This window comes from Streptomyces sp. NPDC090106 (assembly GCF_044747265.1).
Lineage (GTDB): Bacteria > Actinomycetota > Actinomycetes > Streptomycetales > Streptomycetaceae > Streptomyces.
In genome coordinates, this window is sequence record NZ_JBIVDS010000022.1 from 73,971 (window position 1) to 89,336 (window position 15,366).

19 protein-coding genes are annotated in these 15,366 nt (G+C 72.5%); all 19 read right to left on the minus strand.

Annotated elements, in window-relative coordinates; genetic code table 11:
- Positions 1 to 6 precede the first annotated feature (6 nt).
- Entirely contained in the window at positions 7 to 1,152 is a 1,146-nt protein-coding gene (locus ACIPSE_RS43845; protein ID WP_401675016.1) for an LLM class flavin-dependent oxidoreductase, read from the minus strand.
- Between the two features lie 36 nt (positions 1,153 to 1,188).
- A complete protein-coding gene (locus ACIPSE_RS43850; RefSeq protein WP_401675019.1) occupies positions 1,189 to 2,292 on the minus strand; it encodes an Ldh family oxidoreductase in 1,104 nt (367 codons plus the stop codon).
- 84 nt (positions 2,293 to 2,376) lie between these two features.
- Positions 2,377 to 3,273 carry an aminoglycoside phosphotransferase family protein gene (locus tag ACIPSE_RS43855; RefSeq protein WP_401675022.1) on the minus strand — a complete coding sequence of 299 codons (897 nt, stop codon included), beginning with the start codon at positions 3,271 to 3,273 and terminating at the stop codon, positions 2,377 to 2,379.
- 183 nt (positions 3,274 to 3,456) lie between these two features.
- The gene (locus ACIPSE_RS43860) at positions 3,457 to 4,878 is read right to left on the minus strand and encodes a sporulation associated protein (RefSeq protein ID WP_401675025.1); all 1,422 of its coding nucleotides are present in this window, start codon (positions 4,876 to 4,878) and stop codon (positions 3,457 to 3,459) included.
- 115 nt (positions 4,879 to 4,993) lie between these two features.
- Entirely contained in the window at positions 4,994 to 6,175 is a 1,182-nt protein-coding gene (gene eis / locus ACIPSE_RS43865; RefSeq protein ID WP_401675028.1) for an enhanced intracellular survival protein Eis, read from the minus strand.
- Between the two features lie 16 nt (positions 6,176 to 6,191).
- Positions 6,192 to 6,731, minus strand: a complete 540-nt coding sequence (locus ACIPSE_RS43870; protein WP_401675031.1) for a MaoC family dehydratase — start codon at positions 6,729 to 6,731, stop codon at positions 6,192 to 6,194.
- Positions 6,728 to 7,603, minus strand: a complete 876-nt coding sequence (locus ACIPSE_RS43875; RefSeq protein WP_401675034.1) for an HpcH/HpaI aldolase/citrate lyase family protein — start codon at positions 7,601 to 7,603, stop codon at positions 6,728 to 6,730. The genes ACIPSE_RS43870 and ACIPSE_RS43875 overlap by 4 nt, the downstream gene beginning before the upstream one ends.
- Before the next feature lie 5 nt (positions 7,604 to 7,608).
- A complete protein-coding gene (locus ACIPSE_RS43880; protein WP_401675062.1) occupies positions 7,609 to 7,827 on the minus strand; it encodes a phosphopantetheine-binding protein in 219 nt (72 codons plus the stop codon).
- Between the two features lie 5 nt (positions 7,828 to 7,832).
- Positions 7,833 to 8,858, minus strand: coding sequence for a beta-ketoacyl-ACP synthase 3 (locus ACIPSE_RS43885; RefSeq protein WP_401675036.1), 1,026 nt, complete (start codon positions 8,856 to 8,858; stop codon positions 7,833 to 7,835).
- On the minus strand, positions 8,858 to 9,865 hold the full coding sequence (dmpG, locus tag ACIPSE_RS43890) for a 4-hydroxy-2-oxovalerate aldolase (protein ID WP_401675065.1): 1,008 nt from the start codon (positions 9,863 to 9,865) through the stop codon (positions 8,858 to 8,860). The genes ACIPSE_RS43885 and dmpG overlap by 1 nt, the downstream gene beginning before the upstream one ends.
- Before the next feature lie 7 nt (positions 9,866 to 9,872).
- On the minus strand, positions 9,873 to 10,799 hold the full coding sequence (locus tag ACIPSE_RS43895) for an acetaldehyde dehydrogenase (RefSeq protein WP_401675038.1): 927 nt from the start codon (positions 10,797 to 10,799) through the stop codon (positions 9,873 to 9,875).
- The gene (locus ACIPSE_RS43900; RefSeq protein ID WP_401675041.1) at positions 10,789 to 11,664 is read right to left on the minus strand and encodes a 2-keto-4-pentenoate hydratase; all 876 of its coding nucleotides are present in this window, start codon (positions 11,662 to 11,664) and stop codon (positions 10,789 to 10,791) included. The genes ACIPSE_RS43895 and ACIPSE_RS43900 overlap by 11 nt, the downstream gene beginning before the upstream one ends.
- A gap of 175 nt (positions 11,665 to 11,839) precedes the next feature.
- Positions 11,840 to 11,992, minus strand: coding sequence for a hypothetical protein (locus ACIPSE_RS43905; RefSeq protein ID WP_401675043.1), 153 nt, complete (start codon positions 11,990 to 11,992; stop codon positions 11,840 to 11,842).
- A gap of 18 nt (positions 11,993 to 12,010) precedes the next feature.
- Positions 12,011 to 12,508 carry an NUDIX domain-containing protein gene (locus ACIPSE_RS43910; RefSeq protein ID WP_401675045.1) on the minus strand — a complete coding sequence of 166 codons (498 nt, stop codon included), beginning with the start codon at positions 12,506 to 12,508 and terminating at the stop codon, positions 12,011 to 12,013.
- Positions 12,492 to 12,818 (minus strand): hypothetical protein, encoded by a 327-nt coding sequence (locus tag ACIPSE_RS43915; RefSeq protein ID WP_401675047.1) that lies wholly within the window; start codon positions 12,816 to 12,818, stop codon positions 12,492 to 12,494. Before ACIPSE_RS43915 ends, ACIPSE_RS43910 begins: the two co-directional genes overlap by 17 nt.
- 40 nt (positions 12,819 to 12,858) lie before the next feature.
- Entirely contained in the window at positions 12,859 to 13,695 is an 837-nt protein-coding gene (locus ACIPSE_RS43920; RefSeq protein WP_401675049.1) for a zinc-dependent metalloprotease, read from the minus strand.
- A gap of 255 nt (positions 13,696 to 13,950) precedes the next feature.
- On the minus strand, positions 13,951 to 14,196 hold the full coding sequence (locus ACIPSE_RS43925; RefSeq protein WP_401675052.1) for a hypothetical protein: 246 nt from the start codon (positions 14,194 to 14,196) through the stop codon (positions 13,951 to 13,953).
- A gap of 84 nt (positions 14,197 to 14,280) precedes the next feature.
- The gene (locus ACIPSE_RS43930) at positions 14,281 to 14,823 is read right to left on the minus strand and encodes a LexA family protein (RefSeq protein WP_401675055.1); all 543 of its coding nucleotides are present in this window, start codon (positions 14,821 to 14,823) and stop codon (positions 14,281 to 14,283) included.
- A 103-nt stretch (positions 14,824 to 14,926) separates the two neighbouring features.
- On the minus strand, positions 14,927 to 15,366 hold a 440-nt coding region (locus ACIPSE_RS43935; RefSeq protein ID WP_401675057.1), incomplete at its 5' end, for an acyl-CoA dehydrogenase family protein.

Sequence of the window (15,366 nt, forward strand, 5' to 3'; positions counted from 1 at the left end):
CTGGCCTCATCGGCGTATCTCCGGCTTCAGGTTGCGGCGGCGCAGCTCGGGCAGGACGCCTTCGCCGACCATGTACGCCTCCTCCAGGTGCGGGAAGCCGGACAGGATGAACTCGTCGATGCCCAGGGCCGCGTATTCGGCGATCCGGTCGGCGACCTCGGTGTGGCTGCCGACCAAGGCCGTTCCGGCGCCGCCGCGCAGCAGCCCCACACCGGCCCAGACGTTGGGGTAGATCTCCAGGTCGGACGGCGTCCAGGAGCCGTCACGGAACCGTGCGTGCAGGGCCCTCATCCGTGCCTGGCCGGTCGACTCGCTGGCCGCCAGGAGGTTCTGGACTCGGTCGACGTGCGCGCGGTCGAGACCGGCGAGGAGGCGCTCGGCCGCGGCCCAGGCTTCCGCACTGGTGTCGCGGGTCACGACGTGGAAGCGGATCCCGAACCGCACCTGCCGCCCTTGCTGACGGGCGAGTTCGCGGATCCAGGACAGCTTCGGGGCGACCTGGCCGGGCGGTTCGCCCCAGGTGAGGTAGGTGTCCGTGTGGCGGGCCGCGACGGGCCCGGCCTGCGGCGAGGACCCGCCGAAGTACAGGCGCGGCAGCGGGTCGGGCGGGGCGAGGACCGTCGCGCCGGCGACGTCGTAGTGCTCGCCTTTGAAGGTGAAGGGCTCGCCGCTCCAGGCGCCGCGCAGCACGGTGAGGAACTCGTCGGTGCGCGCGTAGCGTTCGGCTTTGACCAGGTGGTCGCCGAAGCGGGCCTGCTCGTCGCGTTCGCCGCCGGTGACGACGTTGAGCAGCAGCCGGCCGCCGGACATCCGCTGGAGGGTGCTGGCCTGCTGCGCGGCCAGGGTGGGGGTGATCAGGCCGGGGCGGAAGGCGACCAGGAACTTCAGCTGTTCGGTCTCCTGGGCGAGCGCGGCGCAGGTGAGCCAGGCGTCCTCGCACCACGTGCCGGTGGGGGTGAGGACGGCGTCGAAGCCGTTCGCCTCGGCGGCCTGGGCGATCTGCGTCAGGTAGCCGATCGTCGGGGCCCGGAACCGGTCGGCCGTGACGAGATGGGTCTGGTCCAAGGCGGCTTCCGGGCCGTGGGTTGTGCGGGTGCCGACGGTCAGGGACCGGCCGTCGCTGGCGGTGGGCAGGAACCAGTGAAAGCGCATCGCGCACTCCAGACGTGGAGAGGATCGGGTAGATGATCAGCTGGAGGTGAAGTCGCCGGCCGCGCGGGCTTGCAGCCGCTGGTAGAGGACCTCGTCGAGTGCGAGGCGCCCGGCCTTCCGGGCGCGGGCCGCGCGGTCCTTGCCCTCCTGGCCGGGCAGGCGCACAAACCCGCCCTCGCGCGTCGTGGCCTGCCGGATCGCCCCCACGAGGGCGTCGTTGGCCGCCCGGTGGCCGTCGCCCTGTCCGGCGAAGGCCGGGTCGAGGGCGATGAACGTGTAGCCGGTGGACCAGGTGGAGTCCACGCCCTGGCCCATGGGGAAGCCGAAGAGCGAGCCGGTGAGGATCTGGACGAGCAGGGAGAGGGCGAAGCCGCGGTGTTCGCCGAAGACCATGGCCGCGCGGGCGGCGTCGGGGTCGTCGGTGAACGCGCCGTCCTCGTCGACGAAGCAGTCCGCGGGCAGCGGGGAGCCCGTGCGCCGTGCCTCCCAGAGCACGCCCATGGGGGCCAGCGTGGTCGACATGTCCGCGCTGACCGTGCCGTCGCTGGTGGGGAAGGCGAAGCTGACCGGGTTGACGCCGAGGATGGGGGTTCGGGCGCCGTGGACTGTGGCCTCCGGGCGGGAGGTGTTCGCCACCAGGCCGACCAGGCCCCGCTCGGCGATCTGTTCACTGAACGACGCGAGGATCCCGTAGCGCTGGCAGTTGACCATGCCGACGATGCCCACGCCGAGCTGGCGCGCCTTGCAGGCGGCGAGACGGACGGCGAAGTCGGCGCTGAGCGGCCCGACTTCGCGGCGACCGTCCACGACCGCCAGGGCGCCGCGCTCGTGCTTGATGCGGGGCGAGCCGATGCGGTGGGAGAAATACTGCGACTCGAACGCGAACTTGGCCAGGCCGTGCGACGGCTTCCCTCGCAGTTCGCCGTCGAGGTAGTGCTCGACGACGCGGTCGATCCCCGTGCCGGGGACGCCGGCCCGGGTGCAGGCGGCCGTCATGAGCGCGCGGACGTCGTCGATCCCGATGTCCAGGCGCACGGCCGGCGACGGGCCGGGCCCGCCCGCCAGGGCGCTGTCGTGCTCGACGGGTCGGGCGAGGGCAGGTGAAGGCAGGTGGAGGCCGGGCTCGTGGGCAGGTATCACGCGCGTCTCCGGACGTGGTGGTGGACGGAAGGGCGGCGGGCCCCAGGCCCCGGGGCACGGTGCGGCGCCCGGGGGGCGGGCGGGTCAGCGGGGGGCGCGGACCATGTGCTCAAGGACGGTGCGGCCGCGGTCGATGAGGACGGTGTCGGATTTGGCCAGGCCGGTGCTGAGGTAGGAGACGCCCAGGCGGGCGGTGAGCAGGACGAGTGCGCGCTGCTCGGCCGACGAGAGCAGCCGGCCGTATCCGGTGAGGAACGCGTCGCGCAGGTCGGGGCGAGTGGGCCATGCGGCGCCGCACAACCAGACCAGATCCTCGACGGCGAGACCCGGCGCGGACTCCTCGAAGTCGATCAGCCCGTGGTGCTCCGCTGCCGCGTCCCAGAGCCAGTTGCGCGGGGAGTAGTCGCCGTGCCGGTAGGCCAGCGGGAGGGCGCGTGCGAGGCCGGGCAGGTCGCGGGCCGCGTCGCGGACGAGGTCCTGCTCGGCGGGGGAGAGCTGGTCGCCGAGGCGTTCCAGGATCATCGCGGCCTCGTCGGCCTGCGCGGTCACCGACTCCATGATGCGCTGGTGCCCGCGGTGGCTGATCGGCTCGTCGGCGTCGTGCCAGCGGCGCAGCAGGTCCCCGGCGAGGCGGTGCACCCGCTGTTCCTCGGCCTGCTCCAGGAGCAGTCCGCGTACGACGCGGCCCGGGAGAGCGGTCAGGATGACCGCCGGCCGCTGCGGATCGCTGGCCAGCAGGTGCGGCGCCTCGCTGTCAGCGAGCACCCGCGCCGCGTGCTCGCACCCCTTCACCTCGCGCTCGTACGTCTCGGTGGACGGGTACAGCTTGACGAAGACCTCGCCATGGTCCGTACGGACATGCCAGATGCGGGAGTTGCCGCGCGGCCAGGAGGCGTCCGTCACGGCGGCGGTGCCCAAGGCGGCGACGTGACGGGCGACCCACTGGTGCAGGTCCGGCGGCAGGCAGGCGGCGTGCGTCATAGGGGATGGCTCTTTCACGAGATACGGGGAGGGCGTGATGCGGCGCAAGGCGACGGCCCCTCGGGTAGACGTCGAATCTATGGGCCGGGCAGCTCAGGGGGCCGTCCTGCCCGTCCAGCGCCCGCGGCGGGCCTCGGGCCGTATCCGCACGTGGTCCGGACGGTTCGGTGCACGGGGTGGCCTTCATCGCCCCGTCCCCGCCTCGGTGGTCAACTCGCGCTCCTTCAGGCGTTGCAGGAAGACTTCCGCTTGGGGCTCGGCAGCCCAGGGCTCAAGGGCTGTGGCCAGATCCTCGAGATGGGTCCGGGCACGGATCGACTCCACCCGCAGCAGGAGCTCCAGTGCCCGCTCGCCGTGTTCGAGTGCCTGATCGACGTCGCGCATCTGGCAGGCAGCAGTGGCGGCGACGGCCATGCGAAGGCCCACGGCACGCGTCTGGTGGACGTCGGCCAGGTCTCCTGCCTGGCGGCTCCAGCCGAGGGCGGCCTTGGGCTTGCGCAGGTCGCGGAAGATCTCGGTGGCGTCGGCAGCCAGCCTGCCAGCGGTGACGTAGGACAGCCGCGGGGCGTCTCGGACACCGGGGTTGATCTTGTCGAGCCAGGATTCCGCCCGGCTCAGCGCGGTGCTCGCCCCGGTCGCGTCCCCCATCCGGGCCAGCGCGCGGGCCTCGGCGAGCTTGGCGAAGGCCAGGACCCGGCGGGACGCGTGACGGCGGCCGCGGTGAAAGGCCCCCTGGGCCATGTCGAGGGCCTGGTCCGGTGCGCCCTCCAGGATGGTGTGCAGGGCCATGGTGGTCAGGACGTAGGTACCCATCTCGATGTCGCCGCCGGCACGGGCCAGGCGCAGCGCCTGCACGAAGTGCTGCTGAGCGGCCGCGCTGTGCCCGGCATCGAACGCCGCCCAGGCCGCGACGCGGGAGAGCTCCGCGGTGATGGAGAACAACTCGCGGGCCGTGGCCTCGCTATGCCGGGCGCCGAGCAGCGGGAGGGCCCGTTCGTTCAGGCAGCGCCGGATCGAGCTCAGCCGCCAGTTGGCGCCCCCGAACTGGGCGTCCCACACACGGGCCTGCTCAGCCGCGTCCGTCAGCTCCTTCAGGTCCTCCGCGCCGATCAGCCGTCCGGGACCGCTGCGCGCGTACGCGGGGAGGCCTGCGGGGACCGGCACGAGGGCTGCGTCGGCGGTGTCGGCGGGAACGGCGAGCCAGCGGGTGACGGGCAGCACGTAGCCGGACGCGGCGAACGCTCCGCCCGGTGTGTCGGCGGCGCTCCAGTGAGCGCGCGCGCCTGCGATGGCCTCCTCGCGGTCACGAGGGAAGTCCCAGCCGCGTGGCGCTTCGTCGGGAGCTGCGCCCATGCCGATCTCCTCCACCGTGACCGTCCTGCCGATCCGCTCGCTCAACGCGGCGGCGATGTACTGGGGCACGGGGTCCTTGGGCGTTGCTCCGGCGAGCCAGCGGGCGACGCTGGTGTGCTTGTACCTTGTGGCGGTTCCGTCCCGCCCGGCCAGCTGGTTGACGCGGAACGCGAGGCCCTTGTGACTCATGCCGTGCCCGTTGATGAGCACGGCGAGCGCCGCGTTCGGCGTTCTGGGCCGGCGGCCGGCCATCGAGCCTCCCGGGTCGAAGGTCTAGGGGGTGCCGCGAGAGCTCCGGGGCCGGGTCGGCAAGGCCGGCTCCGGCCCCGTGGTGAGGCGCGGCGGTCAGGTCAGGGTGGTGCGCGGGTCAGAAGTACTCGGGCATCCACGGCTCGCGGCATGTTGTGGCGCGGATGAGCTGGGCGATCGCGCGGACCTCGCCATGCACACCGTCCAGGAGGGCCGCGGCGGGCGTGCGGTAGCCGCCCGCGTACCAGTGGGCGAACTGGCGCGACGTGAGGACGAGTTCGTGCCCTGCGCCGGGACGCGGCGTCAGGTCCGCGGTGCCGGCAGTGATCTGCAGGAGGAAGGGCGCGGGAGGGCTGTCGTCGTCGTGCAGAGCGAGGGGGAGGGTGAGGTCGAGATCCTCGGGCCAGCCGCGGCGGCGTACTGCCCCGGCCGGATCGAGAATGCGCAGCATCCAGGGGTGCCAGGACGTGGCGGAAGCGGCGCCAGCGCGGCGCAGATGGTTCTGCAGCAGCGGGACGGGCGGCAGGGCGGTGCGCTGGAACATCACGGTCGGGATCCGGCTGTGATGGCTGCCCAGGAAGCCCAGCATGGCCGTGGCCGCCTCGGCGCTCGCCGCCCAGAAGTCGTGGACGATCAGGCGGCGGTCGCCGTCGCGGTCCCGGTCGAAGGCGATCGCGAGCAGGCCGTCCGGGGTGCGGCCGGGCAGGGCGAAGCGGTAGTGCGTCATGCCGGGGTGTTCGGCCTGCTGCCAGGCCTGCCACCAGGAGGGCCGCTGCCACGGCCCGTTCCAGTCACCGGCCAGCACCTGCTGCTGCTTACAGGCCTGATCGTCGGTGCCGTGGACGATGTCGAAGCGGGCGCCGTCGGCGATACCGCGCAGGGCGCCGGTGGGCACTGTCCAGGAGGAGACCTGGGCCGGCGCGGCCCAGCCCATGCGGTGCCCGTACCCGGTCGAGGCGGTCCACGCGGTCGCCACAACGGCGCCCTGCTCTCGCAGGGGCCGCAGCCGCTCGTCGAGCAGCGTCGACCACAGCCGGGCGCCCCGGGCTTCGGGCGCGATGCAGCCGCCGGCCAGGCAAGCAGCCGGCACCGGCCGGCCGCCGAAGAACTGGGGGACCGCGAGGGCCAGGCCGCCGCCGATGACGCGGCCGTCGCGCACGGCGACCCGGGCGTCGGCGTGCGGGCGCAGCCGGGTGACGTCCTCCACCTGGTGCCCGTAGGCGCGTCCGGTCAGGTCCTGGTACTCCTGCCACGAGGCGTCGTCGGCTTCGACGACGACCATCGGCGTGCTGCCCGGCATCGGGGTGCTCCCTTCTTCAGTAGGCGGTCGCCGTACGGACCGCGGTCGCGTCGGCGGGGACGAGGAAAGCGCGGGTGAGGGTGATGACGCGCCGGTCGAACTGGTTGAACGCGCTGGTGCGGACGGTGACGACGCCCTGGCCGGGGCGGCTGGCCGAGGGGCGGGCGGACAGGACCTCGGTCTCGGTCCGCAGGGTGTCCCCGACGTGCACGGGCTGCTCGAAGCGCACCTCGTCCAGGGCGAGGTTGGCGGTGGTCAGGCCGCTGGTGGAGCGGACGCTCGCGCCGATGACCAGTCCCAGCGTGACGACTCCGCACACCAAGGGCCGCTCCCTGCCCGTCCGTTCGCAGAACTGCGCGTCGCAGTGGACGGGGGCCGCGTTGCCGGTCAGCGCCAGGGTCATGGCGTGGTCGGTGTCGGTGACGGTCCGTGCCGGCCGGTGCTCGATGGTCTGGCCGACCAAGGCGCCGAACTCTTCCAGGCCGCGGCCGACGACCTCGCGCAGCCGGCCTTCGCCGACGGTCCGGTAGCCCTGCGCAACGGGTGTCTGGGTCACTGGGTGCCTCCGCTGGGGCTGGGGCCGGTGCCGTTTGCGGCGCGGTCCAGGACCGCGCGGGCCGCCGCGACGAGCGGGGGTCCCACCATCTGGCCGCCGACCCGCACGATCTGGCCGTCAGCCGACTCCGCGCTGCTCACGATGATCTGGGCCTGGGCCACCTCTTCCTCGGTGGGATTGAACGCAGCCCGGATGATGGGGAGTTGGCCGGGGTGTATGGCGCCTTTGCCGGTGAAGCCGAGATCGCGGGCCTCCTGGGCGTCGCACCGCAGGCCCTGCGGGTTCCCGAGGTCGAAGTAGGGAGAGTCGATCGACGGGATGCCGTGGGCGGCGGCGGCCGCGGCGAGGGACGAGCGCGCCCACAGAAGGGAGCTGCTGGTGCGGCGGCAGCCGGTGGCGGCGGCGTAGTCGGCCGCCCCGAAGACGGCACCGCCCAGCACCGGAGAGGCGAAGATGTTGGTCAGGCGGAGCAGCGCGCGGGGTGTCTCGATCAGGGCGCAGATGCGCACGCCCGTCGCCGTCTCCTGCAGTACCTGGGCCACCAGCTCCAGCTCGCGGGCGGACTCCACCTTCGGCACGAGCACGACCGTCTCGCGCAGACCGGCGCCGGCGAGAGCCGCCAGGTCTTTGAGGCCGTGCACGGTGCCCGGCGCATTCACGCGCAGTCCGAGGACCGTCGCGCCGTGCACCGCTGCAGTGCCGAGATGAGCCAGCGCCGCCGTACGAGCAGGGTCCTTGCCGTCCGGCTGGACGGAGTCCTCGAGGTCCAGCAGGGCGACGTCGGGCTGCGCGCGCAGCGCCGCCTCCAGGCGGCCTTCCCAGGGCGGCGTGATCAGCCAGGTTCCGCCGGGTGCGGTGAGGGCTGCGGTCATGGCCGTCACCGTCCGGCGAGGTGCTCGTCGACCAGCTGGTCGAGGGCGCCGACGGTCGTGGCCGAGGCGATCCGGTCCTCGCCGAGGGCGACGCCGTGCTCGGCCAGCAGCAGGTCCAGCTCGGTGATCGCCAGCGAGTCGAGCCCGGCGTCCTCCAAGCTGGCTTCCGGGCGCAGCGACTCCTCGTCCACCTGCAGCGGGCCGGTCAGGATGGTCATCAGCATCTGGTTCACCGGGCTGTCTCCCGTCGGGGTGAGCGGTCGGGCCCGTCGGCCACGCAGGGCACGTTGGGCCAGGTGAGGGTCGTGGCGCCCCAGGTCAGGCCCGAGCCGAAGGCGGCCATCAGGACCCGGTGCCCGGGGCGCAGTGCATCGTCGGCCGCCGCGTGGGCGAGGGCGAAGAGGATCGAGGCCGCACTGGTGTTGCCCAGGTGGGCGATGTCGTCCAGCACGTTCCCACCGTCGAGGTGGAGCCGGCGCCCAACGGCCTGGGTGATGCGGGAGTTGGCCTGGTGGGGCACGAACCGGTCGACGTCGCCGAGACTCCATCCGGCTGCCGCCGCGGCCTCTTCGGCGGCCTGGGACATGCGGATGACGGCGTGCTGGAACACCTCCCGGCCGCGCATGCGCATGAACTGCCCGTGCGGGACGACCAAGGCGTCCGCGTGCCGGCCGTCAGCACCCAGAATCACCGGCCCCACGGCGCCCGGCTCGCTCCTCTCCCCGCGCCGGACCACGAGCGCGCCGGCTCCGTCCCCGAACAGCGCGGCCGTTGTGCGGTCGTCCGGGTCGGTCAGGTGCGACAGGCGGTCGACCGTGATGACCAGGGCCCGCTGCGCCGCGCCGTCGGCGACGAATCCCTTCGCGACCTGAAGGGCGTAGGGCAGGCCGGTGCACGCGGCGGCGACATCGAAAGCGGGGATGCCGCACAGGCCCAGGCGCGCGGCCACTTCCGGCGCGGTGCCCGGCATCCGGTGGTCGGGGGTCGCGGTCGCCAGGATCACCACGTCGACCGACTGGATTGCGGCGGACGTCAGCGCGGCCGTGGCCGCCCGGACGGCAAGATCGGCCGTCGAGGTGCCCGCGTCCACGCGTCGCCTCTCGACGATCCCGGTCCGGGCGCAGATCCAGTCGTCGGCGACGCCCAGACGCCCGGCGATCTCCGCGTTGGGGACCACGATGTCGCCTCGCGCGGTACCCACCCCGCACAGCACGGCGGCAGGGGCCTGCTGGCCGTCGCCGACGGCGGACGGCATCACGACGCCACCTGCAGGCAGCGGACGACCTCGTTGATCAGGTCCTCCTGCCCGGCCACGGCCTGGCGCCGCCCGAGCTCGGCGAAGACCTCCAGGGGGTCCACGCCCGCGGCCCGGGCGGCAGACAGGACGCGCGGCTTGAACCCGGAGAACACACCGGCCAGCCCTGAGGCCAACGTCACCGAGTCGGTGACCGGTGGACCGCACATCAGCTGGTCGTGGGCGACATCCGCCGCGCGCAGCAGCGCTGGCAGGTCGATACCGGTCTGGTGATGCGAGCGGTGCAGCACGGCGACCAGGACCTCAAGGGATGTGTTGCCCGCGCCTGCGCCGAAACCGCGCGCGCATGCGTCGATGACGCGCGCCCCGGCCTCGACGGCGGCGAGAGAGTTCGCCACGGCCATGGACAGGTTGTTGTGTCCGTGGAAGATCACCGGCACGTCCACCGCGGCGACGATGGCCCCGATGCGCTCGCTCACGTCGGCGGGCAGATAGTGTCCTGCCGAGTCCATGATCCCTACCGACTGCGCCCCGTACTCCACGGCGCGCCGGCACTCCTGCGCGAGCCGCTCGGCACTGGCCATGTGGCTCATCAGGAGCACTGCCTGCGCTTCCAGGCCCAGCTCACGCACGATACCCAGATGGCGGCGGGTCACGTTGGCCTCGGTGCAGTGCGCGGCGATCCTCACCACGTCCGCGCCGCAGTCGGCGGCCCGGCGGATGTCGGTGCCAGTTCCCCAGCCGGGGACCATGAACACGCCCATCCGGCTGGTGCCCGCCGCCAGGGCCAGCCGGACGGTCTCCAGCAGCGTGGTGTCGTCCAGGCGCGCGTACCCGATCTGCCGTGAGGACGCGCCGAGCCCGTTGCCGTGCCCGACCTCGACCACCGGCACACCGGCCGCACTCGCGGCCATGGCGTACGCCCGCAGCTGCGGCACGTCGAGCTGGTGCTGCACCGCGTGCTGTCCGTCGCGAAGCGTCGCATCGTGGACGGTCACCTGCGAGATACGGCTGCTACCCACGGTGCCCCACCTCCCGGGAGCGCGCGTAGCGCTCGGCCAGCGTCACCGCGGCCGCGTTGATGATCTCCACGTTTCCGGCGAAGGACGGCAGCCGCCCGGCCCGGGCGGTGACCGTGACGGTCGCCTGCACCAGGCCGGCGGCCACGGACAGCGCACTCACCTCGTAGCCGGGGGCGTACCGGCGCACGGCGTCGGCCGCCGCCTCGACCGCACCGGACAGCGCAGCGGGCTGGATGCCGTACGCGCACGCGGTGATCTGCGCGCGAAAGGCCGGCGCCGGGAGGGCCGGGCTGATGGTGGCCAGCACCTTCACCCCCGGCGAGCCGGTCAGCCGCTCCACCGCGTAGCCGGTGATGGCGAGGTACTCGTCGAGGTTGTCCCGCGTCGCCGGGCCGACACCGGCCGACGCGACGGTGGTGACCACTTCGACGTCCCCGACCCGCTCACTGTTCCTGGCGATCGCGTCCAGCACGGGGAGGACCGCCTGGCCGCCGCAGCTCACCAGGCTCAGATGACGGTCCGACTCCGCCCGGACGCCGTTGACCGTCGGCGTGACCATGCTGCCGCCGCTGCTGGGCGTGAGATCCACCAACAGCACATCGGACGAGGCGAGGGCGGCCCAGTGGGCGCCGTGCGCCTCGGCCGAACTCGCGTCGAAGACCACGTCAACGTCCGCACGGACCACAGCTGCGATGCCCTCGGTGGAGACCTGACAGCCCAGTTGGGCGGCGCGGCGCAGAGCGCTGGCGCTGCTTCGCCGACTGGCCACCAGGGCGCAGCTCAGCACCGGCGAGGTATTCAGCCGCTCGGCCAGGTCGAGGCCGAGCAACCCGGCACCGATCACGGCCGCCTTCAGACGCGGCGCGGCGTCCGCACGGGCGATGGCGGATTCGGCCGGCACGATGGCGCTAGACGACATGGAGCACCGCCTGCGGAAGACGGGGAGAACTGACCGTCACCGTCTGTCCGGCCTCCAGCGGGAGGCTGGCGTGCACGGCCCCGGCCAGCACGAGGTCACCGGCCCGCAATCCCCTACCGAAAGCCGCCAGCCGCCGCACCAGCCAGGCCACAGAACGGATGGGGTCGCCCAGGATCGCCCGGCCGAATCCGGCGGCCGCGACGGCACCGTCCACCGTGCAGGTCAGCTGCTCTCCCGCCAGGTCGGGCACGAGTCCGTCTACCGGGGCGCCGAGGACGAACCGCCCGCAGGCCGCGTTGTCCGCCACGCTGTCGACGAGCGTCAACCCGGCGAAGCCATAACGGCTGTCGATGACCTCCAGGGCGAGAAGCGTCGCCGCGATCGCGTCTCGGATTGCCTCCTCGCCCACGTCGGCGCCGGCCAGGTCGCTCCTCAGCAGGAAGACGAGCTCACCCTCGACGCGCGGCGCCACCAGGTCGCCGAGGTGCAACTCGCCGGACTCGTTCACCGCCATGGAGTCGAGCAGCAGCCCCGAGTCGGGCTGGTCGATGCCGAACTGCTCCTGCATGGCGGCCGAGGTGAGACCCACCTTGTGCCCGACCACGCGCGCACCGTCGGCAACGCGAAGCGCCGTCCCGTGCCACTGGATCCGGTAGGCGTCATCCAGCGAGGCTTCGGGCCGCCGGCGGCTCAGCAGGGACGCCGGCCGTCGCGTCGTCTCCGCACTGCGCAGGCGCTGGGCTTCGTCGTCCCACCACGACTCGGCGCCTTCGGCGGGATGACTTCCGGCTGGCCCCACGTGCGGAGCGAAGTCCGCGGAGGCGAGGGACACCCCCGGGAGCCCCGGTTCGTTGTCGGTTCGCATCTCGTGCAACTCCCTGTTCTGGTCCGGGTATGCGCGACTGACGGGTCCACATCCCACCGTGTGCCTCCCACGCTGGGCAGGGCTCGCACAGGGGCCTGCGGCTCGCGAGGGGGCCCGCGGCAGACGCGAACTACGTGTTTCCAGCCCGTGGATGGTGCATCGGCGCGCTCTCCGGTCACCTTGTGTGTCCTGCGGCGGCTTCCATCTGCGGCCACACGTCCCGAGCCGCCGACACCAGCACGGCGGCCAGAACGCCCATCAGGATCACGGCGGGGCCGCCGCCGGCGTCGCGGAGCGTCGACAGCAGCGGCCTCTGTTTCCTGGCCATTGGGTTGGCCTGGCCGTGCTACTGGGGATGTCCGGCAAGTACCTCGACGTGCTGGCCGGACAGCGCGCGCAGTGCGGCGTGGGTGCGCGCTGCGGTGAACGGGGTCAGGTGTTCGTCCAGTTCGTCGGGGGAGATCCACCGTGTGCTTTTGATGCTGCCGCCGTAGGTGAAGGGTGTGTCCTGGTCGATGACTCCGCAGTCGAAGAGGAAGTTGATGCCTTCCTTGGACAGGTGGGTGGGGTGCTGCTGTTCGTACATGTGGTGCACGGCCAGCAGGCGGCCGGGTTTCACGGTGAGGCCGAGCTTGGTCCTGATGTGGCGGACCAGGCCGTCGAGGAGTGCTTCGTCGGCCTCGACGCAGCCGCCGGGGTGGAACCAGGGCGTGCGCTCCTCGCCCCTGAGGGCGTCCTGTGATTTCTCGGTCATGAGGACGGCGCCGGCGGAGTTGCGGATGATGCCGAGTGCTCCCAGGCGTCGCGGGGGCGGGTCGGTGAAGTGGTCACGTGCAGTCTGCATGGGGTGATGCCTTCCGTCGTCGGGTCGGGTGGATGGTCTGGCTCGGGTGCGGTGGTGCGGCGGGATGCACGGGGCCGTCGCAACGTCGTGCCGGTTGCGTGCCGAGGAAGAGGGCGTAGGCGTCGGTGTCGTAGGTCGCTAGCGCGCCCCACGGGTCCGTCGAGGCACCAGACGGGGCTGCCTGCTGTGGGGGTGGGAGCGGGTCGGGGGTCGTGAGGCATCCGTACGGGGTGGGGTCGGTGGCCCAGCGGGCGGTCTGCTGGGTCAGGTCGAACAGGAGGTCCAGCACGATGGCGGTGATGCGGTCCATGCGGTGGGGATGGCCGGACGGGGTTGGGAGCGGTCGGTGTTCAGGCATCGAGGTATCCCCGCTCGATGCGGCCGACCCAGGTGTCGGGGTCGGCGGTCTCTTCTGCGGTGGGCAGGAAGATGGGGTCCTTCCAGATCTGGTTGACCAGGTCGGTTCCGCCGGCGGCCACAGCGCGTGCGATGAGGCGGGCGCCCTGTTCGTACGCTGCCTCGCCGGGGCCGAAGTGGCGGGCGCCGGGGAACGCGTGGTGGGCGCGGTAGCGCCTGGATTTGGGCGCTTGCCGGGCGTCGGCGGGTGTGCCGAACAGGCGGGTGGTGACCTGGCGGTCGGCCCAGGTGGCATGTCCTTCCTCGACCGTCAAGGCACCCCGCTCCGACATGCCGCGCTTGTGCGGGAAGAACGTGGTCCAGGTGGTGCCGCTGTGGGCTTCGGCTTGTATCTGGTGGACGAGTTCGTGGGCGATCAGCTTGTGGAGCGCGGGTTTGTCGACCAGCAGCCCACAGTGGTGGAGGGCCCGCGGGGCGATGATCGTCTCTTGGCGGCCGTCGGCGGCCGTCATGGTGCTGCCCATGACCAGGGGCCAGACCAGGACCGGGAAGAAGCTCGTGATCGTGAGGGCGTTCTGGATGCCTTTGATCTCGGCTTCGGTGAGTTCCAGTTCCGCGATGTCGCGGGCCAGGATGCGGTGCCCGTTGGCGCGGGTGGCCTGCCGCCATGTTCTGGGAGTGACGAGGCGGAAGCGGACTTCGAGCGGGAGGGCGAGGTCGACTGTCTGCGCCACCATCGGGGCGACTCGCCGGAGGATCTGGTTGATCTGTTCGGCCAGGTCGGGGTGGCGTCGGGTGTCGTCGAGCACGGTGAAGCGGGTCTGGGTCACGGAAGGTCCTGTCGGAAGTCGAGGCAGGCGATGCGAGCGGTGTGCCGGGCGTGTCGGCCAGCGCCGCTTTCGAGTTGGCGGGTCCGGCCGGGCGGGTTGGTGTGTGGCCGGGGTGCTGGGCGTGGGGGTGGGGTGTCCGGCCAGGTCGGCCGCCGTTTCCCGGATCACCGACGGTCCGGGGTTGCGGCGGCCGACCGGCGGTCCCATGCACGGCGACGGATTCCACGGGGCTGCCGCGCACGGGAGCTGCGGGGGTTAGGTGAGGCCCGGTGTGAACCTGGCCTGCCAGGTGCCGCGGTCGCCCTCGGACTCAGATCTGAGCGGGACGGGGCCGGGGTCGGTCCACACCTGGTTGAGGGTGTCGCGGTCGTGCACGGCGATGATCTTGGCCACGGTGTCGGCGCCGTTGAGGAAGTGGGCGGCCAGGGCCTGGCGCAGCGGGTGGTCCCGCAGGCTCTGGAACCGAGTGCCGGCTTCGTGGCGTAGGGCAACGGAGGTCATCGTGTGCTGCTTTCGGCAGGGGGAACAGTCGTGTCCGGAGGCGGCGTACCGGGTCCTGCGAGCGGGGAAGCGTAGGTGGGGCCGTTAGCCGGGGGTGGTGAGGACGGGGTGGGTGATGGCGGTGATCTGTCCGAGGAGGGTGGTGTCGCCGTGGGGAGTACGGCGGTTGTCGCCGCCGGGCAGGCGTTGGACGGTCACGGATGCGCCGTTGAGCAGGGCGCGTCGGATGGCGGGGTCCAGCACGACGGTGAGGACGAGGGACCCGCCCGGTTCCTCCTCTTGCTGGTCGTCGGTGAGGAGTGGGCAGCCGGCGTGCTGCACGGGCAGTGCCTTCCCGGTCTGTAGGTCGTGGGACAGGACGCGGTAGGCGCGGCCGCTGCGGGAGTCGATGGCGATGTGTCCCTTGGCCTGCAGCTGTTTGAGCTGGCGGGCGATGGAGGAGGAGCTGGACAGTCCGACCGCGCCGCCGATCTCCCGGATGGAGGGCGGGTAGCCGCGTGCCTTCACGGTCTGGCAGATGAACTCGAAGATCTGTGACTGGCGCCGTGTGAGCGGGAGAAGGGGCCGGGCGGCAGTAGCAGCGGGGTCGGTGGTGTCGTCGGGTGCCGGCGGGTCGTCGCTGTTCATGGGCGTCCTGGACAGTCCGTGTGGGTGGGTGGGCCAGTGGTTTGGTCGGGGGAGTGCGCGGTGGTGCTGAACGGTTTGGCCGCCGGTGAGAGTGCCGGGGTGGTCAGGCGGGGGCTGGGTCGGGGTTGGCCCAGGCGGTGTCGGCGGCCAGGCGCGCGGACCACTCGATCTCGGTCTCGCCGAGGGCTGTTGTGGCGAGGTGGATGCGCTGGAATTCGCCGGTGCCGGCGGGGGCGTAGGTGTACTGGGCGTCGCGGAAGAGGCGTTGGAGGGGGTAGTCGCCGTCCAGGGCGTGGGCGCCGTGCAGTTCCATGGCATCGCGGGCGCTGTCGGCGGCGAGTTGGTGGCCGGCGTTCTTCGCGCCGATGAGCTGGGCGTCGCAGGATAGGCCGAGGTCGAGGAGGTGAACGGCCTGGTAGGCGGCGCCGCGCGCGGTCTGCAGGCGGCATTGCATGGCGCCGAGGCGGTCGCGCAGGACGGGGAGGTCGGAGAGGTGTCCGTGGTAGCGGGCGCGCGTGCTCAGCCAGGAAGCGGTCGTCTCCA

What these genes read in the sequence shown, in the direction of transcription:
- ACIPSE_RS43845 (WP_401675016.1), bottom strand. Translation starts at nt 1,152, where the DNA reads ATGCGCTTTCACTGGTTCCTGCCCACCGCCAGCGACGGCCGGTCCCTG.
- ACIPSE_RS43855 (WP_401675022.1), bottom strand. Translation starts at nt 3,273, where the DNA reads ATGACGCACGCCGCCTGCCTGCCGCCGGACCTGCACCAGTGGGTCGCC.
- ACIPSE_RS43860 (WP_401675025.1), bottom strand. Translation starts at nt 4,878, where the DNA reads ATGGCCGGCCGCCGGCCCAGAACGCCGAACGCGGCGCTCGCCGTGCTC.
- eis (WP_401675028.1), bottom strand. Translation starts at nt 6,175, where the DNA reads ATGCCGGGCAGCACGCCGATGGTCGTCGTCGAAGCCGACGACGCCTCG.
- ACIPSE_RS43875 (WP_401675034.1), bottom strand. Translation starts at nt 7,603, where the DNA reads ATGACCGCAGCCCTCACCGCACCCGGCGGAACCTGGCTGATCACGCCG.
- ACIPSE_RS43880 (WP_401675062.1), bottom strand. Translation starts at nt 7,827, where the DNA reads ATGCTGATGACCATCCTGACCGGCCCGCTGCAGGTGGACGAGGAGTCG.
- ACIPSE_RS43885 (WP_401675036.1), bottom strand. Translation starts at nt 8,858, where the DNA reads ATGCCGTCCGCCGTCGGCGACGGCCAGCAGGCCCCTGCCGCCGTGCTG.
- ACIPSE_RS43895 (WP_401675038.1), bottom strand. Translation starts at nt 10,799, where the DNA reads ATGTCGTCTAGCGCCATCGTGCCGGCCGAATCCGCCATCGCCCGTGCG.
- ACIPSE_RS43900 (WP_401675041.1), bottom strand. Translation starts at nt 11,664, where the DNA reads ATGCGAACCGACAACGAACCGGGGCTCCCGGGGGTGTCCCTCGCCTCC.
- ACIPSE_RS43905 (WP_401675043.1), bottom strand. Translation starts at nt 11,992, where the DNA reads ATGGCCAGGAAACAGAGGCCGCTGCTGTCGACGCTCCGCGACGCCGGC.
- ACIPSE_RS43910 (WP_401675045.1), bottom strand. Translation starts at nt 12,508, where the DNA reads ATGCAGACTGCACGTGACCACTTCACCGACCCGCCCCCGCGACGCCTG.
- ACIPSE_RS43915 (WP_401675047.1), bottom strand. Translation starts at nt 12,818, where the DNA reads ATGGACCGCATCACCGCCATCGTGCTGGACCTCCTGTTCGACCTGACC.
- ACIPSE_RS43925 (WP_401675052.1), bottom strand. Translation starts at nt 14,196, where the DNA reads ATGACCTCCGTTGCCCTACGCCACGAAGCCGGCACTCGGTTCCAGAGC.
- ACIPSE_RS43930 (WP_401675055.1), bottom strand. Translation starts at nt 14,823, where the DNA reads ATGAACAGCGACGACCCGCCGGCACCCGACGACACCACCGACCCCGCT.